The organism is Streptomyces sp. NPDC046122 (assembly GCF_056429965.1).
Genome location: NZ_JBWKLQ010000017.1, coordinates 79,311 through 102,004, shown reverse-complemented (window position 1 = coordinate 102,004; position 22,694 = coordinate 79,311). Strand labels below are relative to the sequence as shown.

19 protein-coding genes and 2 tRNA genes are annotated in these 22,694 nt (G+C 73.2%); 15 read left to right on the top strand and 6 right to left on the bottom strand.

Annotation, left to right across the window (positions count from 1 at the left end; all coding sequences use genetic code 11):
* Nucleotides 1–7 precede the first annotated feature (7 nt).
* From AC07FK_RS30500 to AC07FK_RS30490, 3 genes are all read left to right on the top strand, one after another.
* On the top strand, nucleotides 8–880 hold the full coding sequence (locus AC07FK_RS30500) for a DUF1906 domain-containing protein (RefSeq protein ID WP_479108161.1): 873 nt from the start codon (nucleotides 8–10) through the stop codon (nucleotides 878–880).
* A gap of 241 nt (nucleotides 881–1,121) precedes the next feature.
* The gene (locus AC07FK_RS30495; protein WP_479108159.1) at nucleotides 1,122–1,700 is read left to right on the top strand and encodes a SigE family RNA polymerase sigma factor; all 579 of its coding nucleotides are present in this window, start codon (nucleotides 1,122–1,124) and stop codon (nucleotides 1,698–1,700) included.
* 115 nt (nucleotides 1,701–1,815) lie between these two features.
* On the top strand, nucleotides 1,816–3,462 hold the full coding sequence (locus AC07FK_RS30490) for a long-chain fatty acid--CoA ligase (protein ID WP_479108158.1): 1,647 nt from the start codon (nucleotides 1,816–1,818) through the stop codon (nucleotides 3,460–3,462).
* Between the two features lie 81 nt (nucleotides 3,463–3,543).
* Here the strand turns inward: AC07FK_RS30490 and AC07FK_RS30485 are convergent, their stop codons facing one another.
* Together AC07FK_RS30485 and AC07FK_RS30480 are read right to left on the bottom strand one after the other, a co-directional pair.
* The gene (locus AC07FK_RS30485; protein ID WP_479108157.1) at nucleotides 3,544–8,124 is read right to left on the bottom strand and encodes a PAS domain-containing protein; all 4,581 of its coding nucleotides are present in this window, start codon (nucleotides 8,122–8,124) and stop codon (nucleotides 3,544–3,546) included.
* A 238-nt stretch (nucleotides 8,125–8,362) separates the two neighbouring features.
* The gene (locus tag AC07FK_RS30480) at nucleotides 8,363–8,836 is read right to left on the bottom strand and encodes an SSI family serine proteinase inhibitor (RefSeq protein WP_479108156.1); all 474 of its coding nucleotides are present in this window, start codon (nucleotides 8,834–8,836) and stop codon (nucleotides 8,363–8,365) included.
* Between the two features lie 194 nt (nucleotides 8,837–9,030).
* On the opposite strand from AC07FK_RS30480, the gene AC07FK_RS30475 reads away from it, so the two are divergent.
* The 11 genes from AC07FK_RS30475 to AC07FK_RS30425 all read left to right on the top strand — a co-directional run bounded on the left by AC07FK_RS30475 (nucleotide 9,031) and on the right by AC07FK_RS30425 (nucleotide 17,444).
* Nucleotides 9,031–9,121: transfer RNA gene (locus AC07FK_RS30475), tRNA-Ser, on the top strand.
* Between the two features lie 198 nt (nucleotides 9,122–9,319).
* A tRNA-Arg gene (locus AC07FK_RS30470) sits at nucleotides 9,320–9,392 on the top strand.
* 89 nt (nucleotides 9,393–9,481) lie between these two features.
* The gene (locus tag AC07FK_RS30465; RefSeq protein ID WP_479108155.1) at nucleotides 9,482–9,727 is read left to right on the top strand and encodes a hypothetical protein; all 246 of its coding nucleotides are present in this window, start codon (nucleotides 9,482–9,484) and stop codon (nucleotides 9,725–9,727) included.
* 246 nt (nucleotides 9,728–9,973) lie between these two features.
* Nucleotides 9,974–10,867, top strand: a complete 894-nt coding sequence (locus AC07FK_RS30460) for a DUF2797 domain-containing protein (protein WP_479108154.1) — start codon at nucleotides 9,974–9,976, stop codon at nucleotides 10,865–10,867.
* A gap of 98 nt (nucleotides 10,868–10,965) precedes the next feature.
* Complete coding sequence (locus AC07FK_RS30455; protein ID WP_479108153.1) at nucleotides 10,966–11,304, top strand: antibiotic biosynthesis monooxygenase family protein; 339 nt, start codon at nucleotides 10,966–10,968, stop codon at nucleotides 11,302–11,304.
* A gap of 43 nt (nucleotides 11,305–11,347) precedes the next feature.
* Nucleotides 11,348–12,253: an amidohydrolase family protein gene (locus AC07FK_RS30450; protein WP_479108188.1), complete on the top strand. Its 906-nt coding sequence runs from the start codon at nucleotides 11,348–11,350 to the stop codon at nucleotides 12,251–12,253.
* 108 nt (nucleotides 12,254–12,361) lie between these two features.
* Nucleotides 12,362–13,081: a response regulator transcription factor gene (locus AC07FK_RS30445; protein WP_479108152.1), complete on the top strand. Its 720-nt coding sequence runs from the start codon at nucleotides 12,362–12,364 to the stop codon at nucleotides 13,079–13,081.
* A gap of 310 nt (nucleotides 13,082–13,391) precedes the next feature.
* Nucleotides 13,392–14,900, top strand: a complete 1,509-nt coding sequence (locus AC07FK_RS30440) for an MFS transporter (RefSeq protein WP_479108151.1) — start codon at nucleotides 13,392–13,394, stop codon at nucleotides 14,898–14,900.
* A 79-nt stretch (nucleotides 14,901–14,979) separates the two neighbouring features.
* Nucleotides 14,980–15,735, top strand: a complete 756-nt coding sequence (locus AC07FK_RS30435) for a TetR/AcrR family transcriptional regulator (protein ID WP_479108150.1) — start codon at nucleotides 14,980–14,982, stop codon at nucleotides 15,733–15,735.
* 207 nt (nucleotides 15,736–15,942) lie between these two features.
* The gene (locus AC07FK_RS30430; RefSeq protein WP_479108149.1) at nucleotides 15,943–16,602 is read left to right on the top strand and encodes an ANTAR domain-containing protein; all 660 of its coding nucleotides are present in this window, start codon (nucleotides 15,943–15,945) and stop codon (nucleotides 16,600–16,602) included.
* A 41-nt stretch (nucleotides 16,603–16,643) separates the two neighbouring features.
* Nucleotides 16,644–17,444: a GAF and ANTAR domain-containing protein gene (locus AC07FK_RS30425; RefSeq protein ID WP_479108148.1), complete on the top strand. Its 801-nt coding sequence runs from the start codon at nucleotides 16,644–16,646 to the stop codon at nucleotides 17,442–17,444.
* A gap of 31 nt (nucleotides 17,445–17,475) precedes the next feature.
* Here AC07FK_RS30425 and AC07FK_RS30420 read toward each other — a convergent pair whose 3' ends face one another.
* The 3 genes from AC07FK_RS30420 to AC07FK_RS30410 all read right to left on the bottom strand — a co-directional run bounded on the left by AC07FK_RS30420 (nucleotide 17,476) and on the right by AC07FK_RS30410 (nucleotide 21,364).
* Nucleotides 17,476–18,297: a YceI family protein gene (locus AC07FK_RS30420; RefSeq protein ID WP_479108147.1), complete on the bottom strand. Its 822-nt coding sequence runs from the start codon at nucleotides 18,295–18,297 to the stop codon at nucleotides 17,476–17,478.
* 149 nt (nucleotides 18,298–18,446) lie between these two features.
* Nucleotides 18,447–20,774, bottom strand: a complete 2,328-nt coding sequence (locus AC07FK_RS30415; RefSeq protein ID WP_479108187.1) for an MFS transporter — start codon at nucleotides 20,772–20,774, stop codon at nucleotides 18,447–18,449.
* 95 nt (nucleotides 20,775–20,869) lie between these two features.
* Entirely contained in the window at nucleotides 20,870–21,364 is a 495-nt protein-coding gene (locus tag AC07FK_RS30410) for a MarR family winged helix-turn-helix transcriptional regulator (protein WP_479108146.1), read from the bottom strand.
* Between the two features lie 211 nt (nucleotides 21,365–21,575).
* On the opposite strand from AC07FK_RS30410, the gene AC07FK_RS30405 reads away from it, so the two are divergent.
* Nucleotides 21,576–21,791: a hypothetical protein gene (locus AC07FK_RS30405; protein WP_479108145.1), complete on the top strand. Its 216-nt coding sequence runs from the start codon at nucleotides 21,576–21,578 to the stop codon at nucleotides 21,789–21,791.
* Between the two features lie 17 nt (nucleotides 21,792–21,808).
* Here the strand turns inward: AC07FK_RS30405 and AC07FK_RS30400 are convergent, their stop codons facing one another.
* Nucleotides 21,809–22,654, bottom strand: coding sequence for a hypothetical protein (locus AC07FK_RS30400; RefSeq protein ID WP_479108144.1), 846 nt, complete (start codon nucleotides 22,652–22,654; stop codon nucleotides 21,809–21,811).
* Nucleotides 22,655–22,694: the final 40 nt, after the last annotated feature.

Sequence of the window (22,694 nt, the reverse complement as noted above, 5' to 3'; positions counted from 1 at the left end):
CTCCTTCATGTACCCGTACCTAAAGAGGCTCATCGGACATGGACTCGCGCTGGCCGCCGTGATCGGCGTGCTGGCCCTTCCCCAGCGGACCGAGGCGAGGGAGGCCGTCGGGGCGCACCCGGGGCCGCCCGCCCCGCGGACCGAGGCGTCGGCGGCCCGCACCGTGACGTTCCGCGGCCGGGCGTTCGACACCTGCCAGGCCCCGCCGGTCTCGACGATGCGGGCCTGGCGCTCGTCGCCGTACCGCGCCGTCGGCGTGTACATCGGCGGCCGGGGCCGCGCCTGCCCCCGCCAGCACCACCTCAGCAAGCAGTGGGTGGCGGACGTGGACCGGATGGGCTGGCGCGTCCTGCCCGCCTTCGTCGGCTCGCAGTCCCCGTGCGTGCTCGCCAAGAACAAGCGGCACGTGCGGATCGGCCGGGCGCCGTGGCGCCAGGGCAGGAAGGAGGGGCGGCAGGCGGTCCGCGCCGCCAAGGCCCTCGGCATGCTCACGGGCAGCGCGCTCTACCTCGACATGGAGGCGTACGACGAGACGAAGCGGCGCTGCGCACGCACCACGCTCGACTTCGTGCGCGGCTGGAACCGTGAGGTGCGCAAGCACGACTACCTCCCCGGTTTCTACAGCAGCGCCGAGTCCGGCGTGCGGCACATGGAGCAGTCCCGCAAGGCGGGCGTCACCGACCTGCCGTCGGTGATGTGGTTCGCCCGCTGGGACGGCAAGCCGTCGCTGTACGGTGAGCGCGTCCTGGCGAAGTCGGCCTGGGCCCCGCACCGCCGCATCCACCAGTACGCGGGCAACGTCACCGAGAAGCACGGCGGCCGGCGCCTGACCATCGACCGGAACGCGGCCGACGCCCCGGTCGCCCGCATCGGCCGCTGACCGACCGGCCGTACCCACCGCACCGGCCGCTGACCAGCCACCCGTACCACCCGCGTCGGCCACTGACCGGCCACCCGGCACAGCCGCGCCGGCCCCGCCCCTGAGACGCGCCCCCTACCCGCGGCCGGGCGCCCTCCACCCTCAGGAGGTGGGGCCGGGGCCACCCCTACAACCTGAGGCGGACCCCCTTTCGGGACCTGGGGCCGATCCGCGGCGCCCGCCCCGCTCCTAGCGTGGAGCCATGACCACGCCTGTCTGCACCAGCGCGTCCAAGGCGGCGACCACGGGGGTGACCGCGGCGGCGGCTCCGGCGCCCTGCCCGTCGTTCTCCACCTACGTACGCGCCCGGGGACCCGTACTGCTGCGCACCGCCCGCTCGCTCACCGCCAATCCGTGCGACGCGGAGGACCTGCTGCAGACGGCGCTCACCAAGACGTACGTCGCCTGGGACCGCATCCAGGACCACCGGGCCCTCGACGGGTACGTGCGCCGTGCCCTGCTCAACACCCGCACCTCCCAGTGGCGCAAGCGCAAGGTCGACGAGTTCGCCACCGACGAACTGCCCGAGCCCGCTGCCGCCCTCGCCCCCGGCCCGGCGGCCGACCCGGCCGAGCAGCAGGTGCTGCGCGACGCGATGTGGCGCGCGATCACGCGGCTGCCGGACCGCCAGCGCGCGATGGTCGTCCTGCGCTACTACGAGGACCTCAGCGAGGTCCAGACGGCCGAGGTCCTCGGCGTCTCCGTCGGCACGGTCAAGAGCGCCGTCTCGCGCGCGCTCCGCAAGCTCCGGGAGGACCCGGAACTGGCCCCGGTGCGCTGACCGCTCCGAGGGGCGTGCGGATTCGTATCCTCGGAAGTAGTGACATACCGCTTGGTACGTGCGCAGAATCAGGCCATCCTTATTACTGCCGCGTAGCGCCCACCGGGAGGACGCCGTGCTGAGCACCATGCAGGACGTACCACTGACCGTGACCCGCATCCTGAAGCACGGGATGACGATCCACGGTCGCTCACAGGTCACCACATGGACCGGTGAGGAGGAGCCGCAGCGCCGCACCTTCGCCGAGACCGGCGAACGCGCGACACGGCTCGCGAACGCTCTGCGCGACGAGCTCGGCGTCGACGGCGACCAGCGTGTCGCCACGCTGATGTGGAACAACTGCGAACACGTCGAGGCGTACCTCGCGATCCCCTCCATGGGCGCCGTGCTCCACCCGCTCAACCTGCGGCTGCCCCCCGAGCAGCTGGTGTGGATCGTCAACCACGCCGCCGACCGCGTGGTCATCGCCAACGGCTCGCTGCTGCCGCTGCTCGCGCCGCTCCTCCCGCACCTGAAGACCGTCGAGCACGTGGTCGTCTCGGGCCCCGGCGACCGCTCGCTGCTCGACGGCTGCGCGCCGCAGGTGCACGAGTACGAGGAGCTGATCGCGGACCGCCCCACCACGTACGACTGGCCGGAGCTGGACGAACGCGCCGCCGCGGCCATGTGTTACACCTCCGGCACCACCGGCGACCCCAAGGGCGTCGTCTACTCGCACCGCTCCATCTACCTGCACTCCATGCAGGTCAACATGGCCGAGTCGATGGGGCTGAACGACAAGGACACCACCCTCGTGGTCGTCCCCCAGTTCCACGTCATGGCCTGGGGTCTGCCGCACGCCACCTTCATGACCGGCATCAACATGCTCATGCCGGACCGCTTCCTCCAGCCCGCCCCGCTCGCCGAGATGATCGAGCGCGAGAAGCCGACGCACGCGGCCGCCGTCCCCACCATCTGGCAGGGCCTGCTCGCCGAGGTGACCGCCAACCCGCGCGACCTCTCCTCCATGGCGAGCGTCACCATCGGCGGCGCCGCCTGCCCGCCGGCGCTCATGGAGGCGTACGACAAGCTCGGCGTGCGCCTGTGCCACGCCTGGGGCATGACCGAGACCTCCCCGCTCGGCACCATGGCCCACCCGCCCGCGGGGCTCACCCCCGAGGAGGAGTGGCCGTACCGCGTCACGCAGGGCCGCTTCCCGGCCGGTGTCGAGGCGCGCCTGATCGGCCCCGGCGGCGAGACCCTGCCCTGGGACGGCGAGTCGGCCGGTGAGCTGGAGGTGCGCGGCCCCTGGATCGCCGGGTCGTACTACGGCGGCGCGGCCGCTGAGGACTTCAGGCCCGACGACAAGTTCAGCGAGGACGGCTGGCTGAAGACCGGCGACATCGGCGTCATCAGCACCGACGGGTTCCTCACCCTCACCGACCGGGCGAAGGACGTCATCAAGTCGGGCGGGGAGTGGATTTCCAGCGTCGAGCTGGAGAACGCCCTGATGGCCCACCCGGACGTCGCCGAGGCGGCCGTCGTCGCCGTGCCCGACGACAGGTGGAGCGAACGCCCGCTGGCCACGGTGGTCCTGAAGGAGGGCGCGACCGCGGACTACGAGGAGCTGCGGGCGTTCCTCGCCGGGAAGATCGCGAAGTGGCAGTTGCCGGAGCGGTGGGCGCTGATTCCGGCCGTTCCCAAGACGAGCGTCGGCAAGTTCGACAAGAAGGTGATCCGCAAGCAGTACGCGGACGGCGAGCTGGACGTCACGAAGTTCTGACGCCGCTCCTCCCGCTCTCCCAGAACGGCCGAAGGGGCCCCGCAACGACGCGGGGCCCCTTCGGTGCGCTGTGCCGACGCCTCAGTTGGTGCCGATCTTCGCGAGCAGGTCCACGATCCTGCCCTGGACCTCGCCGCTCGTCGAGCGCTCCGCGAGGAACAGGACCGTCTCCCCCGAGGCGAGCCGGTGCAGTTCGCCCGCGTCCAGGCCGGCCGACGTGTAGACGACCAGCGGCGTGCGGTTCAACTGGCCGTTCGCGCGCAGCCAGTCGACGATTCCGGCGCGGCGGCGGCGCACCTGCATCAGGTCCATCACCACCAGGTTCGGCCGCATCTGCGTCGCCAGCGTGACCGCCTCGGTGTCCGTGCCGGCGCGCGCGACCTGCATGCCGCGCCGCTCCAGCGTCGCGGTGAGCGCGAGCGCGATCTCCTCGTGCTCCTCGATCAGCAGGACGCGCGACGGGTGCTGCTCGCTGTCGCGCGGCGCGAGCGCCTTCAGCAGTACGGCGGGATCCGCGCCGTACGCCGCCTCACGCGTCGCCTGTCCCAGCCCGGCCGTCACCAGCACGGGAACCTCGGCGGCCACCGCGGCTTGGCGCAGGGACTGGAGGGCGGTACGGGTGATGGGCCCGGTCAGCGGGTCCACGAACAACGCGGCGGGGAACGCCGCGATCTGCGCGTCGACCTCCTCCCGGGAGTGCACGATCACGGGCCGGTAGCCGCGGTCGCTCAGCGCCTGCTGCGTCGAGACGTCCGGGGCCGGCCACACCAGGAGGCGGCGCGGGTTGTCGAGCGGCTCCGGGGGCAGTTCGTCGTCCACGGGCAGCGGCTGGGGGCGGTTGGCCACCTCCACGGCCCCGTTGGGGCCGTCCAGCGGCTCGGGGCCCTCGCTGCCCTCGTCGGGTGCCCCTATGGCGTACGCCCGCCCCTCGGCCTGGGCCGACAGCCGCTGCTGGAGGGGGCCCTGGCCCTGGGGGTGCGGCCGGGCGCCGGGCTCGCCGGCGTCCTGCGTGGCGGTGCCCTGGGTGGCGGTGCCCTCGGCGGGCGTGGACGGCTCCGCGTCCGGCCGGCCGGCGGCGAGCTTGCGCCGCCGCCCGGAGCCCAGGGTCTGGTTCTGCTGCTGGGCGACCTGCTGCGCGAACGGCATGCCCTGGCCCAGGGTGCGCACGCTGAACGCGCGGCCCTGGGTGGAGTCGGCGGCCGGCGGGGGCGTGTGCGCCTCGGCGGGCAGCGGCTGCGCGGGCGGCAACGGCTGCGCGGCGCGGGGCTGCTGGGGCATGGGCGTGGGTGCGACGCCGTTCGGGCCGACCGCGCCCGCCGTACCGGCGGCGCCGCCTTGGCCGATCGCGGCGCCGGATCCGATGGAGCCGTCCGGTCCGGTCGCGGCGCCGGTACCGAGGGAGCCGCTCTGGTCCATGGCGTCGTGCGGTCCGGCCGCGGCGCTCGGGCCGGGTACGCCGCTGAGGCCGGCCGCGGCCCCGCCGTTTGGTCCGGCCGCGTCGTGACGGGCTGCGGCATGAGAAGCGCCGTGGGGCCCGACGGCACCGCTGGGGCCACCCACGCTGTGCGGACCGCCCGGGTCGGCGGCCACGGGCACACCGTCGGGACCCACAGGGGCGTTGTGACCGACCGGACCGTTGGTGCCGAGGGAGCCGTTCGAGCCGATGGATCCGTCCGGACCGACCGCGCCCATTCCACCGTTGGGGCTCATGGGGCTGTTGTGGCCGGCCGCCGGACCGGTTACGCCGTTGAGCCCGGCCAGACCCGCCGGACCGGTCGCACCGTTGAGCCCGATGGCGCCGTTGGTCCCGCCCGCGCTCTGCGGCCCCGCCGTACCCGTCGTACCCGGCGCACCGCTGAGACCGGTCGCGCCGTTCGGCCCGGCCGCACCCGACGCACCGCCCGCACCCGACGCACCGCCGGTGGCCACCCCGCCGCCGGGGCCCGTCGCACCGGCGCGGCCGGCTCCCGCGCCCCCGTGCCGCGCGGCCTCGGCCGCTTCTGCCTCGTTCTCACCGCTGCTCGTCGGTCCGTCGGCGAAGCCGGGGGCCGGCCATGTCTGGGTCGTGCCCGTCGTGGTCGCGGTCGCTCCGCCGGGGGCGGCCGACCAGTTCGGCGGTACGGAGACTGCGCCGCTGTCGTGCTCGGCGGTCTCCGGAAGTCCTGTCGGCACAGGTCCCGACGTGCCGTGCGCCGCCGCCCACTCCTGCGGGGCGTCGCCGCGCGCCCTCCGCCGACCCGTCGGGGCCGGCGCGGGGTGCGGCTGCGGCGGCGTGTGGTCCGCGTCCGGAGCGGTCCGTACGGCGTCGTGGCGGGCCGGCAGCGAGGCGTCCGCCGTGCCCGCCGCCGGCGGCACGCGGTCGGCGTCGGCCGGCGGCAGCGCGAACGGGCTGCGGGGGGGCGCCTCCGCCCGCTCCTGCGCCGGCGCGAGCGCCCGGCGCGCACGCCGCCCGGAAGGCTGCTGAGGCGCCTCGCCCCCGGCGGACGGCGCCGAAGGCAGCGCGGGAAGCGCGGGCACGTTCTCGTGCGCCCCGCCCTCACCGCGCCGCGCACGCCGACCGGACCCCGGTCCGTCGACGGGCACGCCCTGCGGCGGCACCGTCTCGCCGAGCGCCGCGCGCCCGGTTCCGTGCGCGCCCTCGGAGGCCGTGACGACAGAGCCCTCGGACACGGTGCCCGAAGCCCCGGACGCGGCGGCGGCCGGCAGCGCGGCCCGCAGCTCTCCGCCGCCACCGCCTCCCGCACCGCCCGCCTGGCCTTCGCCGCCCTCGCCGGGGCTCGGCCGCCCGCGCCTGCGCCCCGTACCGCCGGAGCCCGGACCGGACGGGGAACCGGCGGCGGAAGCCGTACCGGCCCCCGCGCCCTCCCCCGCCGCCTGCGCCGGAATCCGTTCCTGCGGCCCCGCGTCGTCCGGCCCGCGCCGCGCCCGGCGCCGCCCGGTGGGCACGGCGCTCGCGGCGGCGTCCGTGCCGGCCTGCTCGCCGGTCGCGGCGCGCTTGACGTCGGCGTCCAGGAAGGCGTCGGTGGACGACCGCCGTGCCCGCCGCCCGCCACCCTCCGTCACAGCCGCCTGCTGCGCCGGCACGGGGGCCGGGTCCGGAGCGGCGGCCTTGCCCTGCGGCGGGGCGACCGCGCCGGAGCCCGCGCCGAGCGGCACCTCCAGTACGTACGCGTTCCCGCCCATGCCCGGCACTTCGTGCGTCTGCAGCACGCCGCCGTGGGCCGCCACGATGCCGCGCACGATCGGCTCGTGCACGGGGTCCCCGCCGGCGTACGGCCCGCGCACCTCGATCCGTACGACCTCACCGCGCTGGGCCGCCGCGACCACGATCGTCGAGTCGGTGTAGCCGCCGCCCGGAGCGGCGGTCGGGGCCTTGCCCGTCGAGTCGATGCCCGCCACGTCGGCGACGAGGTGCGCGAGGGCCGTCGCCAGCCGTCCCGCGTCCACCTCGGCCTCGATCGGCGGCGCGTGCACCGCGAACTGCGCCCGTCCCGGGCCGATGAGCTCGATCGCGCCCTCGACCCCCGCCGCCACGACGCCGTCGAGCAGAACCTTCTGCTTGTCGAGCTGCTCCGTGCCCGCCGCCAGCCGCTGGAAGCCCAGGACATTGTCGACAAGAGTGGTCATACGGGCGTATCCGGCCGCCAGATGGTGCAGAATCTGGTTCGCCTCGGGCCACAGCTGTCCGGCGGGGTCGGAGGCCAGCGTCCCCAGCTCACCGCGCAGTTCCTCCAGCGGCCCGCGCAGCGAGTCGCCCAGTACGGCGGTCAGCTGGGCGTGCCGCCCCGCCATCTCCTCGTACCGCTTGGTCTCGCGGTCGAGCACCTCGGCCTGCTTCTCGACCAGTTCGTCGTACGGGCGGCGGTCGGTGAAGGTCATCACGGCGCCGACCAGCTGGTCGCCGTCCCGCACCGGAGCGGTCGTGAGGTCCACGGCGACCGGCTTGCCGTTCTTCGCCCACAGGACCTGCCCGCGCACCCGGTGCTTGCGCCCGGACTTGAGCGTGTCGGCGAGCGGCGAGTCCTCGTACGGGAAGGGCGTGCCGTCGGCCTTCGAGTGGATCGCGAGGGGGTGCAGCTCCTTGCCGCCGAGGTCGCTCGCGCGGTAACCCAGTATCTGGGCGGCGGCCGGGTTGACCAGGACGACGCGTCCGTCCGTGTCGGTCCCGACGACGCCCTCGGACGCGGCGCGCAGGATCATCTCGGTCTGGCGCTGGGAGCGGGCCAGTTCGGCCTCGGTGTCGACGGTCCCGGAAAGATCGCGCACGACGAGCATCAGCAGCTCGTCACCGGTGTAGCCGGACCGCTCGGTGTGGGAGGCGTAGGCGTCCCGGCCGTCCTCCAGGTTCGCGCTGGTCACCTCGACCGGGAACTCCGTCCCGTCCGTGCGCCGCGCGATCATCCGGGTCGGCTTCGTACGTCCTTGATCGTCCGCGCCGTCCGCCCGCCGCATCGATCCGGGGATCAGTTTGGAGTCGAACGTCGGGAGCAGGTCGAGCAGTCCGCGCCCGACGAGTCCGGTGCCGGGCGACTCGAAGGTCTCCAGGGCGATGGTGTTGGCGTTGACGACGGTGCCGTTGCAGTTGACGAGCAACAGCCCGTCAGGAAGTGCGTCGAGTATCGCTGCGAGGCGAGCAGCGCCTCGGGATGGCCTGCTGCTCACGACGACGGTTCCTCCCTGAACTACTGCACCTTGCCGACAGCCGGCCTCATTTTGCCCCTCGGGCCGCAAGCTGTCACTGGAGGGAGTCTAAAGGCAGGGGACATGCCCGCGACGGCGTATGAGGGGGAGCTCTCACCAAGGTTCTGTGCGCCCGGGCGCACATCGGACGGCGCGACGTACGCCCTGACCAGGCACGAGTGCCCCGCAGCGCCCCCTGGGGCGGACCGGCGCGCGGCGCTCAACGCACGCTGGGAAGCACCGGCTCCATCTGGCGCCAGCGGGAGATTTCGCAGCCATTGCCCTGATTGAACTTCGCGTCCACGCTTCGCCCGTTCCAGGTACCCGTGATCCGCGCGGTGGCCGGCCCGCCGTGCTGGTGGGTGCACATCCGGTCCTGCGCCACGGGTGCGAACGGGTCGCCGTCCTCCCCGGCCAGCTCCTCCAGCCGGTCGCAGGCGGCCTGCGCCTCGGGGTGGGTGCCGCCGGTGGGCCCGCATTTCAGTTCGTACGTCCCGTTGGCGGCCCGGTTGCCGGTCTCGGCCGTCGTCACGGTCAGCCGGTCCTGCGTGTCGTCCGCCGTGTCCTGCGCGCCCCCCAGAACTTCCTGGAGCACCGGGAGCGGGACGGGCGCGGCCCCGGCGTACGCGCCGGGGGCGGCGGCGGACAGCGCGGCGAAGGACGCGGCGGCGGTGAGGGTGAGACGGCGCAGCATGGAGGCTCCTGAGGTTCAAGAGGGGGCAGGGGCGCCCCGCACTCTCTAACGCTCCGCGGCCCCGGGCGTTGCGCAACCGGTAAGGCTTTGCTCTGGGCCCCGCCTGCCTAGTACCGTGGTCAGCGATTGGTGGCATGCCGCAAGGCTGTGTCATCATCTGCACGCACCCACTCGCGCAGGCGAGAGAGTGTGCTGGAGGCGTCGCCTAGTCCGGTCTATGGCGCCGCACTGCTAATGCGGTTTGGGTCTTAAAGCCCATCGAGGGTTCAAATCCCTCCGCCTCCGCGCATGATCACCGAAGCCCCGGTCCACGGACCGGGGCTTCGGTCGTTCAGTGCCCGTCCGGAGGTCGTTTCCGCAGCTCAGCACAGGTGCGGCCAATGGATTTCGCGTCACGGCGCAGGTCATGTAATGTTGTTCTCGCAACGCCGACGGGGCAGAAAAAACCCCGCCGGTGGAACCGGTGGCCAAGGCCGCAGGCAAGCACTCGTAGCTTAACGGATAGAGCATCTGACTACGGATCAGAAGGTTGCAGGTTCGAATCCTGCCGAGTGCACAGCAGACCAGAGGCCCTCAGGAGAAATCCTGAGGGCCTCTGGTGTTTCCCGTACAACGGCGAAGTACGGCACGGAGTGAGCTGCACGTGTGACGGGTGTTCCGCAGCGGGACGTCCCGGAGGCCGGCGCGGCGGGCACGCAGGGCGAACATCCGGGCGAGGGCCGCTCCGCCGACCTCGCGCTACAGTGCCGCCGGGAGGTGCCGATGACGAAGCGCAACGGCAGGTGGTCCGAGTCCGCGCAGGCCGCCGCCGCCACGGCGGTGATCGCAGGGGTGCTCCTGCTGGCGCTGCTGGCCTTTGTCCTCCGCTTCTTCAAGTCCTCACTCTGGTGAACCTGCGGCCCCCCGCTGCCCCTTCGGTCGGGGAGCAGCGAAGGCCGGTGCACAGACCGGAAGCCCCTCGGGATCATCCCGAGGGGCTTCCGGCGTACCGGTGGAATCGGCGGATCTGCCCCCGGGGAGTGTCATCCATGCGGTTGCCCCGGCAGTTCCTCACCGGCCGCCGGGCCGACGAGCAGGCCGCCCAGGCTGACACCGCCGGGAGGGCCGGTTGTCGGTGGGGGCCGTTAGCCTCCGGGTATGGGCTGGCTGTGCGGTGGGCTGCGGTGGACGGCGGGGCGGCCGGCGCTCGCCTGGTACGAAAGCGGGGGCGGGGGAGGCCGGGAGGAGGTCCGGCGCGTCAGCGAGCTCGCGTACGGGGGCGACGTCGGGTTCCGGGTCGCGGGCGCGGAGCGGCGGTGCGTGGGGGCGCGCCGGGGCGGGTGTCCGCTGCGCGCCGCGGTGCCGGGGCGCAGCAGTGGCGGCCGGTGTCCCGAGTGCGCGCGGCTCGACCGGTCGCGGTCGGTGGCGGCGGACACGATGGCCGACGACCCTCGCCCGTACGCCGTCTACCTGGCCTGGTTCGGTCCCGGGATGGTCAAGGTCGGCATCACGGCCGACGAGCGCGGTTCCGCCCGGCTGCTGGAGCAGGGGGCCGTGACGTTCACCTGGCTGGGGCGCGGTCCGCTGATGGCGGCGCGGCGGACCGAGGAGCTGCTGCGGGCGGCGCTGGGGGTCCCCGACCGGATCCCGTACAAGGAGAAGAGGACCGTGCGGGCCGCGTTGCCCCCGCCGGTGGAGCGGGCGCGGGAGATCGAGGAGTGGCACCGGCGGGCCGGGTCGCTGGCGGGGTGGCCGGAGTCCCTGGTGCGGGCGCCGTTCGCAGCGGTGGATCACGCAGGGGCGTACGGGCTCGAAGGGCTGCCGCCGATGACCGGCGTGGTGACCGAACTGGCGCCGGACGGGGTGGTGGCGGGGCGGCTGCTGGCCGCCGCCGGGCCCGACCTGCACCTGGGGACGCGGGACGGCGGAGTGGTGGTCCTGGACACCCGGCTGATGAGCGGCTGGGAGCTGGCCGGCGCGGGGGGCGCGGCGGCGGTCGCCGGAGTGCCGGTGAAAGCCGTGGAACGCGGGGTGCAGGGCGGGCTCTTCTGACGCCGCCGGGACCGGAAGGCAAAGAAATGGATCCCCTTCGGCTCCCGTAGGGCAAGGGGTATGGACGGGAGGCGCGCAGGCGGCGGAGGCTGATCGTCATGGACATCAAGCCGTTCGAAGCCCGCCAACCTCCCTACTACGCCGTCGTCTTCACCTCCGTGAGACGGGAGGAGGCGTCCGGCGGATACGGCGAGGCCGCCGCGCGCATGGACGAGCTCGTCCGGGGGGTGCCCGGTTTTCTCGGCTACGAGTCGGCTCGTACGCCCGATGGGCTCGGGATCACCGTGGGCTACTTCCGCGACGAGGAGGCGATCGCCGAGTGGCAGCGGAACGCCGAGCACCGGGAGGCACAGCGGCAGGGCAGGGAGCGGTGGTACGACAGCTACACCGTGCACGTGGCCAAGGTGGAACGGAGCTACGGCTTTGAGCGCGGCTGACCGACGCGGGACGGACGGGGCGGGCGGGGCGGCCTCGGACGGGATGACGGGCGAGGCGGTGGGCGGCGTGGCGCGGGCGCGGGAGGCGGCGGGCGTGCGGCGCTTCTGGGAGCGGCTCGGCCTGCCCGGGGGCATCGACGTACACACGCACTTCATGCCGGAGCGGGTGCTCAGGAAGGTGTGGGCGTACTTCGACGCCGTCGGGCCCATGACCGGGAGGGAATGGCCGATCACCTACCGGCACGAGGAGGAAGAACGGGTCGCGCTCCTGCGGGAGTTCGGGGTGCTGCGCTTCACTTCGATGCTCTACCCCCACAAGGCGGGCATGGCGGCCTGGCTCAACGAGTGGGCGGCCGGATTCGCGGCGCGTACCCCCGAGTGCCTGCACACGGCGACCTTCTTCCCGGAGGAGGGCGTGACGGCGTACGTGCGGCAGGCGGTGGAGAGCGGCGCCCGGGTGTTCAAGGCGCACCTCCAGGTCGGGGCGTACGACCCCGGCGACGCGCTGCTCGACCCCGTGTGGGGGCTCCTCGCGGAGGCCGGGATCCCGGTCGTCACGCACTGCGGCTCCGGCCCCGCCCCCGGCAAACACACCGGTCCCGAGCCCGTCGGCCGGGTCCTCGCGCGTCATCCGCGGCTGCGGCTCGTCGTGGCGCACATGGGCATGCCCGAGTACGGCGACTTCCTCGCGCTGGCCGAGCGGTACGGGGAGGTGCGGCTGGACACGACCATGGCGTTCACCGACTTCTCCGAGCGCCTCGCGCCCTTCCCCCCGGCCGAACGGGGCCGCCTGGCCGACCTGGGCGACCGGATCCTGCTGGGGTCCGACTTCCCCAGCATTCCGTACGGCTACGGGCACCAGCTGGAGGCCCTGGAGCGGCTGGGCCTGGGCGACGACTGGCTGCGGGCCGTCTGCCACGGGAACGCGCGGCGGCTCTTCGGGTGGTGAGCGGGCGTGAGAGGTCCGGCGGCGGCGATGCCCCGGGCCCGCCGGTTTCTCAGGTGATTCACAGGAACGGGAAAGAGTGCTCTCAGCCGCGTCGCCCAGCCTTGGCCCATGCGTACCGAGATGCTCAGACCCGGCGGCGGGCCCGTCAGGGTGCTCGTGGTGGACGACGAGGCGCCGCTCGCCGAGCTGCTGTCGATGGCGCTGCGCTACGAAGGGTGGGAGGTCCGCAGCGCCGGCGACGGCGCCGGAGCGGTCCGCTGCGCGCGCGAGTTCCGGCCCGACGCCGTCGTACTGGACGTGATGCTGCCGGACATGGACGGTCTCGCCGTGCTCGGTCGGCTGCGCGGTGAACTCCCCGACGTCCCCGTGCTGTTCCTGACGGCCAGGGACGCGGTCGAGGACCGGATCGCGGGCCTCACGGCGGGTGGCGACGACTACGTCACCAAGCCGTTCAGCCTGGAGGAGGTCGTGGCGCGGCTGCGCGGGCTGATCCGGCGCTCCGGGACGGCCGCCGCCGTACGCGACGAGTCGCTGCTGGTGGTCGGGGACCTGACGCTGGACGAGGACAGTCACGAGGTCGCGCGGGCCGGCGAGGGGATCCACCTCACGGCGACCGAGTTCGAGCTGCTGCGCTTCCTGATGCGCAACCCGCGCCGCGTGCTCAGCAAGGCGCAGATCCTGGACCGGGTGTGGAGCTACGACTTCGGCGGCCAGGCCAACGTCGTCGAGCTGTACATCTCGTACCTGCGCCGGAAGATCGACGCCGGCCGCCCTCCCATGATCCACACCCGGCGCGGTGCGGGCTACCTCATCAAGCCGGGCGGGTGAGCGCGCGGTGTCCCCGCGGACGCGCCTGGTCGTGTCGGCCCTCGCGCTGATCGCGGTGGTCGCCTCCCTCATCGGCGCGGTCACCACGTCGCGCTGTACTCGGGCGGCGGACAGGGCGGCCCCGGCGGCGACTCGGCCCTCGCCTCCTGGGTCGAGGACACCTTCACCAAGGTCACCGTCGACGGAACGACGCTCTACGACCTGACCACGCCCCTGACCGACGCGAAATAATTATACGGCGTACAGGACTCTCTTGTACGGTGTACGGGACAAGCCGCGCCCGCCCCCGTACCCGTACAAGGAGACCCGTATGACGGCGACGACCGCCGAGAACCGCCCCACCGCGCAGGGCCATCCGCAGCGCTGGCTGATCCTCGGCGTCATCTGCCTCGCCCAGCTCACCGTGCTGCTCGACAACACCGTCCTCAACGTCGCGATCCCCTCCCTCACCGGGGAACTGGACGCGTCCACCGCCGACATCCAGTGGATGATCAACGCGTACTCCCTGGTGCAGTCCGGTCTCCTGCTCACCGCCGGCAGCGCCGCCGACCGCTACGGCCGCAAGAAGATGCTGATCGCGGGACTCGCGCTCTTCGGCATCGGTTCACTCGTCGCCGGACTCGCGCAGTCCAGCGCCCAGTTGATCGCCGCCCGCGCGGGCATGGGCGTCGGCGGCGCGCTGCTGATCACGACCACCCTCGCCGTCGTCGTGCAGATCTTCGACGACACCGAGCGCGTGAAGGCCATCGGCCTGTGGTCGACGGTCAACTCGCTCGGCTTCGCCGTCGGCCCGCTGATCGGCGGCGTCGTGCTCGACCACTTCTGGTGGGGTGCGATCTTCCTGATCAACATCCCCGTGGCGCTGATCGGCCTGGTCGCCGTCGTCACGCTCGTACCGGAATCCATGAGCAAGCAGGGAGACCGCCCGGACCTGCTCGGCGCGCTGCTGTCCACCGCCGGCATGACCGCCGTCGTGTACGCGATCATCTCCGGACCGGAGCACGGCTGGACCTCCGCGCAGGTACTGGCGTCCGCCACGGCCGGCGTCCTCGTGCTCGGCGCGTTCGCCGTCTGGGAGCTGCGCGTTCCGTACCCGATGCTGGACATGCACTTCTTCCGCGACCAGCGCTTCGTCGGAGCGGTCGCGGGTGCGATCCTCGTCGCGTTCGGGATGGGCGGCTCGCTGTTCCTCCTCACGCAGCACCTCCAGTTCGTGCTCGGGTACGGGCCCCTGGAGGCCGGCCTGCGGACCGCGCCTCTCGCCCTGACCGTCGTGGCGCTCAACCTCACCGGCGTCGGCGCGCGCCTGCTGCCCCGGCTGGGTACGCCCGGAACCATCGCCTCCGGCATGACGCTGCTGTCGGCGGGGCTCGCCGCGATCGCCCTCCTCGGCGGCTCCGGATACGGCGGCATGCTGTTCGGCCTGATCGTCATGGGCGCGGGCATCTCGCTCGCGATGCCCGCCATGGCCAACGCCATCATGGGCGCCATACCGCCGGAGAAGGCGGGCGTCGGCGCGGGGATCAACGGCACCCTGGCCGAGTTCGGCAACGGCCTGGGCGTCGCCGTCCTGGGCGCGGTGCTGAACTCCCGCTTCGCCGCGCTCGTACCGGGAGCGGTCGCCGCGGCATCGCTCCCCGCGGCGCTGGCGGCGGCGGACGGTGCGGGGGAGCGGGCCCGTATCGCGGACGCCTTCGCCTCCGGCGTCGGGACCAGCCAACTGGTCGGCGCCGTCGCGGTGCTCGCCGGCGGACTTCTCGCCGCGGTGCTGCTGCGGCGGGCCGAGCGGGCAGACTCATCCGCACAAGTAGCGGCATAGCATCGGGAGCGGGGGAGCGGACCAGAGCATTCCGGTCCGTCGCCCGCCCCGCCCCGCCGGGAGAAGAGGAGTGTGCGCCATGGTGTCCGCGGCCGACCGCGTCAAGAACCCGGCCCGTAACAGCGTCTGGCTGGAGGAGCGGACATCGCGCACCCGCAGGGCCGACCAGCCGGCCGGTCTCGACCGGGACCGCATCACCGCGGTGTCGGTGCGGCTGCTCGACGCGGAGGGGCTGGCGAAGTTCTCCATGCGCCGGCTCGCCGCCGAGCTCAACGTCACCCCGATGTCCGTCTACTGGTACGTGGACACCAAGGACGACCTGCTCGAACTGGCCCTCGACTCGGTCTTCAGCGAGATCGCGCCGCCGGCGGAGACCGGGGACTGGCGCGACCGGCTGCGCGGACTGGCCACCAGCTACCGCGAATTGCTGGTGCGCCATGTCTGGGTGTCCCCGCTGATCGGCACGTTCCTGAACATCGGGCCGCACTCGCTCGCGTTCTCCCGCGCCGTGCAGAACGTGATGCGCGCGACGGGGCTGCCGCCGCACGGGCAGATGGGGGCGCTGGCCGCGGTCTTCCAGTTCGTGTACGGCTTCGGGACGGTCGAGGGCCATTTCGTCCAGCGGTGCGCGTCGGCGGGCATGAGCCAGGACGAGTACCTCTCCGAGGCGATGGGCGGAATCAGCGCCGCGCCCGACCTGCGGGAGTCGTTCGAGAACGCGCGGAATCTCCTCGAGGCGCGGGGCGGGGAGACGGTCGAGGAGATGCGCGAGCACGACTTCGATTTCGCGCTGGAGACCCTGATCGCGGGGATCGAGGCGATGGCGTCCCGCTGAGTGGCCGGGGCATGCCCACGCATGCTTCGGCGCAGGACAGAAGCGGATAGAGTCTGTCCGTCCTTTGCTCGCAGTCGGGAATGTGCTGCGGAGCTCTCCTGCGCATGGCCGCACCCTCAGCCATGCTCGCCGAAGAGGTTCGTGGTGACCGCGTCCGACATTCCAGAGATTTCATACGATTCTGCCCATCTGGGGCCTTCTGCCTCGTTGGCCGAGTCGCTGGCTGCCGCCGCCGTCGCCCTGCACGAAGCCGAGGGCCGGGCGGAGAAGGCGAAACTCGCGGTGCGGCTGGCCACGGACATTGTGCCCGACGCCGATCACGCGGGCATTTCCCTCGTCGAACGCGCGGGCCGCGTCCGCACCCTCGCCTGGACCGACGAGGTGGTCCGGACCGTCGACGCCGCGACTGCCTGCGGATCGGGCTGCGCCGTGCGCCGGCCGGAGCTGTGGACCAGCCCCGTCGCCCGTATCCACGACATCACCGAGTGCGAGGGCCACGGGGCGGTCCTCGCCGACAGCGGGCTGCGCTCGGTGCTGTTCCTGCGGCTCCGCGGCCACCAGCGGAAGTTCAGCGTGCTGACGCTCTACTCGCGCAAGCCGCGGGCCTTCGACGACGCGTCCGTACGCATCGGACGGCTCTTCTCGGCGCATCTCGGCATCGCCCTGGAGTCCGTCGACGTACAGGAACAGCTCGCCGAGGCCATGCACACCCGGGACGTGATCGGGCAGGCCACCGGCATTCTCATGGGGCGAATGAACATCGACGCGGCGCAGGCGTTCGACCGCCTCGTGCGGGCCTCGCAGAAAGGCAATGTGAAGCTCCGCGACATCGCCTCCCGGATCGTCGAGGTGAGAGCCACCGAATAGCGGCCCCGCGTCGCCGCCGCGTTTGCGGGCACCTGGAATGCATGACGGAGACGGCGCAGGGTGCGGACGGCACCAGCAGAAGGCCGGTCGAAGGCTTCGACCTGGCGTCGATCCAGGACGCGGTCAGCGAGTGGCGCGGCCTGCACACGTTCCTCCAGGACGTCACCGAGCGCGCGGTGAAGGCCATGGACGGCGACGCGGACACCTGCAGCATCACGATGCGCCGCAACGGCCGCCTGGTCACCGCCGCCGCCGACAGCGGCGGCGCGCTCGAACTGGACCTGCTCCAGTACGAGGCCGAGGCCGGCCCCTGCGTCTGCAGCATGGAGAACGGCGAGGAGAACTACGTCCCTGACATGCTCGTGGAGCACCGCTGGGCCCCGTACCCGACCGTCGCCGCCGCGCACGGCGCGCGCTCGGTCCTGGCCACGCCCCTGGCGCTGAACAGCCACTCCGTCGGCGCCCTCAACCTCTACTCGCGCAAGCCGAACGCCTTCGTGGGCCACCTGGAGACCGCACGGCAGCTCTCCGCCCAAGCGGCCGGAGCGGTCGCCGTCGCCGAGCGCATCGAGCAGGAGGCGGAGACGGTGGACGACCTGCGGACCGCGATGCTCTCGCGCTCGGTCATCGACCAGGCGATCGGCATCCTCATCGCCCGCAGGCGCTGCACCCCGGACGCGGCGCTGGCCGTACTGCGCCGCGCCTCCCAGGCCAGGAACGTCAAGCTGCGGGACCTCTGCCACGAGTTGGTGTCCGATCTGGCCGGCGGCCCGCCGTCGCCCGGTTCCTTCACCAAGCGCGGCCGGCAGGAGCCCCCGCCCGACCGGGCCGCCCCCGTCTAGCCACGGGCGGGGCCCCGGCGCGCCCGCGCGCTCAGCCGGCCTGCGGCAGGGTCTCCCCCTGCACCGCCTGTACGTCGAGCTCCACCCGCAGCGTCGCGCCGATCGCCGAGACGCCCGCCTGGACCACCTGGTTGTAGTTCATGGCGAAGTCCTCCCGGCGCAGCTGGGCGGTGGCACGGAAGGCCGCCCGTACGCCGCCCCACGGGTCGGGGCCCGTGCCCAGGTAGCTGAGGTCGAGGTCGACCGGGCGGGCGACGCCGTGCAGCGACAGCTCGCCGTGGACGGTCCACCGGTCCGCCCCCGCCGGGGTCAGGCCCGTACCGCTGTACGTGATCTCGGGGTACCGCTCGACGTCGAGGAAGTCGGGCGACTTGAGGTGCCCGTCCCGCATGCCGTTGCCGGTGTCGATGCTCGCCGCGCCGATCACCGCCTCCACGCGCGACTTCTCCAGGTCCTCGGAGATCTCGACGCGCCCGCCGAATTCGAGGAACCGGCCGCGCACGCTGGACAACCCCAGGTGCTGGGCGACCGCCGCCACCGAGGAGTGCGCGGGGTCCAGCGTCCAGACGCCCGGCGGAGGCAGCTCCACACCGCCCTGGCGGGCCAGGACGACCGTGCCGGCGTCCGCCCGGCCGCTCGCGGTCACGAAGGCCGTGGAAGCGGCGGGCGCGTAACCGGCCGCCGTCACGATCACCGTGCAGGCGCCGGCCGGCAGGGGGGCGTCGGTCCGCACCGCCCCGTCCTCGTCGGCCGCGGCCCGGACGACCTGCGTGCCCGTCATGTCGGTCACGGTCACCACCGCGTGCTGCACGGCCCAGCCGTCCCGGGTCCGTATCTGTGCGCGAAGTCCCATCCCGTTCTCTCTCCTTGGAATACGAGGGGCCCCGGCCGGACCGACAGGCCGTCCCCTGCCTGTCGGCCCCCGCCGGGGCCCGTTTCCGCACCGGCCGCGAGGGGGCGCGCCTCCGCTGGGGACGCGCCCCGGGCGGCCGGGGGCTTTCGTTACTCGCCCGGGTGGGCGAGCTCGATGTCGTGGCCGTCGACGCCGCGGCCCGCGACGGTGAGCGCCCCGGCCACCGGCGGGTAGCCGGTCGCGACGACCGTGTACTCGCCCGCGTCGAGGTCCGCGAAGGCGTACGCCCCGTCGTCCCCGGTGGTGGAGGTGGCGACCACGTTCCCGGCCGCGTCCATCAGCGTCACCCGGGCGTCCGCCAGCGGACGCCGGGCGGCGCCGCCGCGTACCGTGCCCCGGACCAGCGCGCCGGACTGGAGCGCGACCTCGACACGGGTGACGCCCTGGCCGCCGATCTCCACCGGCAGCGCCGCCGGCCGGAAGCCGGCCGCGTTCACCGCGACGGTCACCGTGCCCGGGATCAGCTCGCCGAAGACGAACTCGCCCTGCGCGGCGGACCTGCCCGTCGCCAGCACGTCGCCGCGCACGTCGGTCACGATCACCATGGCGTCCTCGACCGGCAGACCGCCGTCGGCGGCGCGCACGGCGCCGGTCAGCCCGCTCGTACCGGACAGGAGGATGTCGTACGCGACGGGCTCGTCGCCCACGACCACCGTGGACGCCTGCGGCTGGAAGCCGTCGGCGGAGGCGATCAGGACGTACGAACCGGCTGCCGGGGCGTCCAGCGCGTAACGGCCGTCCTGGGCCACCGCGCGGCCGAGCTGGCGCCCGGCGAGCGAGATGAGGGTGACCGCGGCGTGCGGGACGGCCGTTCCCTCGGCGGTGCGGACCGTGCCGTGCAGGGTCCTGCCGGTCGCCGCGGGGGCGGGCGGGGCCTCGGCGGCGGTGTCGGAGGCGGCGGCCACCGCGGGCTGCGCCGTGTCGTCGTTGGACGACTTGAGCGCGACCTCCTTCACGAACAGCACCAGGACCAGACCGACCAGCGCGATGGGCGCGGCGTACAGGAAGAGGTCCGCGATCCCGTCCCCGTACGCGCTCTCCATCACGGTCCGGATCGGCTTCGGCAGCGCGTCCATGTCCGGGATGGTGTTCCCGCCGGCCGCCGCGCCGCCGGGCTTGATGTGGAGGGCGGCCAGGCCGTCCTCGACGTAGTGGGTGATGCGGCTGGAGAGGACCGCGCCGAGCGCGGAGACGCCGACCGCGCCGCCGAGCGAGCGGGTGAAGGTGACCAGCGAGCTGGCCGCGCCGAGCTCGGCGGGCTTCACCTGGTTCTGGGAGGCCAGGACGAGGTTCTGCATCATCATGCCGAGGCCGAGGCCCAGGACCGTCATGTAGACGGCGACCTGCCAGTACTCGGTGTCGTACGTGATGGTGCCCAGCAGGCCGAGGCCCGCGACCAGGCCGACGCCGCCGCCGACCAGGAAGCCCTTCCAGCGGCCCGTCTTGGTGATGATCTGACCGGAGACCGTGGACGAGACGAACAGGCCCGCGATCATCGGGATCGTCATGACGCCCGACATCGTCGGCGACTTGTCCCGGGCGAGCTGGAAGTACTGGCTCAGGAACACGGTCGAGCCGAACATCGCGACGCCGACGAACAGGCTCGCGAGGGACGTGAGCGCGATCGTGCGGTTACGGAAGAAGCGCAGAGGGATCAGGGGCTCCGCGGCCTTCGTCTCGACCACGACGAAGATCAGGCCGAGCAGGAGCGAGCCGCCGACCATGGCGTACGTCTGCCACGAGATCCAGTCGTAGTCGTCGCCCGCCAGGGTCACCCAGATCATCAGCAGTGAGACGGAGGCGGCCAGGAAGAAGGCGCCGAGCCAGTCGATCCTCACCTTGCGGCGGACCACCGGGAGCTTGAGGGTCTTCTGGAGGAGGACCAGGGCGATCGCCGCGAAGGGCACGCCGACGTAGAAGCACCAGCGCCAGCCCAGCCAGTCGGTGTCGGTGATGACGCCGCCGAGCAGCGGACCGCCGACCGTGGCGACCGCGAAGGTCGCGCCGATGTAACCGGCGTACCGGCCGCGCTCACGCGGCGGGATCATCGCGGCGATCACGATCTGCGACAGCGCGACCAGACCGCCGGTGCCGACGCCCTGGAGCACGCGGAAGGCGATGAGCGTGCCGGTGTTCTGCGAGATGCCGGCGAGCGCCGAGCCGATCACGAAGATGACCAGGGCTATCTGGACCAGCAGCTTCTTGCTGAAGAGGTCCGCGAGCTTGCCCCACAGGGGGGTGGTCACGGTCATGGACAGCAGGGCCGCGGTGACGACCCAGGTGTACGCGCTCTGGGTGCCGTCGAGGTCCCTGATGATCTCGGGAAGGGCGTTGGACACGATCGTCGACGACAGCATCGCGACGAACATGCCGAGCAGAAGGCCGGTGAGGGCCTCCATGATCTGCCGGTGGGTCATCGGCGCGCCGTCGGAGGAGTGGTGGTGGGGCCCCTGCTTGGCGTGGCCGCCCCGCACACCGGCCGGTGTGGTCGTAGCCATTGAATTCCTTTGCTTTACGCGGGTGTCGCGGGTGGAACGGGCACTTCTGCGTGGTGCTCGAAGTGGTGGGGGGCCCGGGCCCGGCAGTCACCGAAGCTGCTGCGCAGGCGGGCCAGCATGGTGTTGAGCTGCCCGACCTCGTCGTCGGACCAGTCGGCGAGGGCGCCGGCGAGCGTCTGGGTGTAGCGCTCGGAGAGTTCTTCCAGGAGCGCCCGGCCCGCCGGGTTGAGCCGCAGGATGCGTGAGCGCTTGTCGCACGGGTCGGGGGCCCGGTCGATCCAGCCGCGCTCGGCCACATGGGCCACGTGCCGGCTGGTGACCGACATGTCGACCGCGAGCAGCTCCGCGAGCCGGCTCATCCGCATCTCGCCGTGCCGGTCGAGGACGGTGAGCACGGCGGCCGACCCGGCCGGGCAGTGCGCGGGAAGGACGCGGGCCAGATCACGCTTGACGGCGCCGATGGCACTGAGCTGCCGGGCCAGTTCCTCGAACCGGCTCTGTGCGGCCATGGGCACCTCCGAACATCTTGTTGCTTAGGGCAACCATAGAAGTAGTTGGTTGCTCCAGGCAAACGAATTCGGGCCTGCGGGGGTAAAGGAACCCAAAAGGCTCCGTGAGCGGCGGGTCAAGGACGTCCGCGTGGGCGGTAAAGCCGCAGATCACGCCTGTCGGGGGACCGGGGGTGTGCTGAGGGGGCCCACTTCGCTAGGGTCGTGGCCCATGGCACACAACCCCCATGCTCCCCAAGGCCCCGAGGGTCAGCACGACCCGGCCGGCAGCACCCAGATGTTCCGCGCCTTCGTCGACGAGGGCGAACCGCAGCGACAGCAGCCCGCCGCGGCCGCCGCGCCGGGCGGCCCCAGGACCGGACTGATCGTCGGCGTCGTGGCCGTCGTCGCGATCCTCGCGGCGGTCGCCTGGCTCGCGCTGGCCTGATCACCGCTCCCGGCCGGTCACCTCCAGTCGGCGGTGACGCCCTGGGTCTCGACGCGCATGCCCAGCGGGACCCGCCAGGCGTCCACGCACACGGTGTACGTCTTCGTCACGGCCGCGCCCGCGGCGATCGGCCCGGGCAGCGGCTGGGACGACGTCCTGGTGCCCCAGTCCACGCCGAGCGCGCCGATGATGTGCGTCGCGAAGGTCACGGTGCCCGAACGGACCGCGGAGCCGCCGGTGTTGCGGAACGGCACGGTCACGCGCTCGCACCACCGCTCGTCGCCCGGCGCGAGCAGCGGGTCGCCGACCTTGAGCACGGCCGGCCCGGGGGGCGGCGCGGGGGAGGTCCCTCCGGAGCCGCTTCCCGGCGGTCCCGGCGACCCGGGCGACCCGGTCGCCGGCGGCTTCGCGGGCGCACCGCTTCCGCCGCCGCTGTCGTCTTCGCCCCCGTCGGGCGCGCCCGGTGTCCTCGGGGCGTCCGGCCCGTCCGGGTCCGGTACGTCGTCCTCGCCGGGCGGCTGCCGCGTCGCGGAGCCACCGCCGGGTACGGGCGCGCCCGTACCGCCCGTGTCACCGGCGTCGGGGCCCCGGTCGCCCGCGGGCGGATCCTCGACGCCGCGCTTGCCCTGCCTGCCGCCCGGTGCCCGCTTCCCGTCGAGCGGCACCAGTTCCACCTCGCCCTGCGGCGGTACGGCCCGCCCGGGCGCCCGCTCCGGCCCCGAACCCGCCGCGCCGACCGCCACGTAGCCGTCGTCGCCGCGCCCTCCGCCGCACGTGGTCAAAATTCCGCCCAGGCACAGCACAACCGCCGTGGCGCCCGCGGCGGCGCCTCGGCGGCCGTGTGTCAGACCATGACGTCGCATCGCGCCAGTGTGTCTGACGCGCCGTCAATTGGTAACCCCG

Bases quoted from the DNA above. Each gene is read 5' to 3' on its own strand.
- AC07FK_RS30450 (WP_479108188.1), top strand. From the start codon at position 11,348: ATGACGGGCGAGGCGGTGGGCGGCGTGGCGCGGGCGCGGGAGGCGGCG.
- AC07FK_RS30445 (WP_479108152.1), top strand. From the start codon at position 12,362: ATGCGTACCGAGATGCTCAGACCCGGCGGCGGGCCCGTCAGGGTGCTC.
- AC07FK_RS30495 (WP_479108159.1), top strand. From the start codon at position 1,122: ATGACCACGCCTGTCTGCACCAGCGCGTCCAAGGCGGCGACCACGGGG.
- AC07FK_RS30415 (WP_479108187.1), bottom strand. From the start codon at position 20,774: ATGACCCACCGGCAGATCATGGAGGCCCTCACCGGCCTTCTGCTCGGC.
- AC07FK_RS30435 (WP_479108150.1), top strand. From the start codon at position 14,980: ATGGTGTCCGCGGCCGACCGCGTCAAGAACCCGGCCCGTAACAGCGTC.
- AC07FK_RS30410 (WP_479108146.1), bottom strand. From the start codon at position 21,364: ATGGCCGCACAGAGCCGGTTCGAGGAACTGGCCCGGCAGCTCAGTGCC.
- AC07FK_RS30500 (WP_479108161.1), top strand. From the start codon at position 8: ATGTACCCGTACCTAAAGAGGCTCATCGGACATGGACTCGCGCTGGCC.
- AC07FK_RS30455 (WP_479108153.1), top strand. From the start codon at position 10,966: ATGGACATCAAGCCGTTCGAAGCCCGCCAACCTCCCTACTACGCCGTC.
- AC07FK_RS30460 (WP_479108154.1), top strand. From the start codon at position 9,974: ATGGGCTGGCTGTGCGGTGGGCTGCGGTGGACGGCGGGGCGGCCGGCG.
- AC07FK_RS30405 (WP_479108145.1), top strand. From the start codon at position 21,576: ATGGCACACAACCCCCATGCTCCCCAAGGCCCCGAGGGTCAGCACGAC.
- AC07FK_RS30425 (WP_479108148.1), top strand. From the start codon at position 16,644: ATGACGGAGACGGCGCAGGGTGCGGACGGCACCAGCAGAAGGCCGGTC.
- AC07FK_RS30480 (WP_479108156.1), bottom strand. From the start codon at position 8,836: ATGCTGCGCCGTCTCACCCTCACCGCCGCCGCGTCCTTCGCCGCGCTG.
- AC07FK_RS30420 (WP_479108147.1), bottom strand. From the start codon at position 18,297: ATGGGACTTCGCGCACAGATACGGACCCGGGACGGCTGGGCCGTGCAG.
- AC07FK_RS30400 (WP_479108144.1), bottom strand. From the start codon at position 22,654: ATGCGACGTCATGGTCTGACACACGGCCGCCGAGGCGCCGCCGCGGGC.
- AC07FK_RS30440 (WP_479108151.1), top strand. From the start codon at position 13,392: ATGACGGCGACGACCGCCGAGAACCGCCCCACCGCGCAGGGCCATCCG.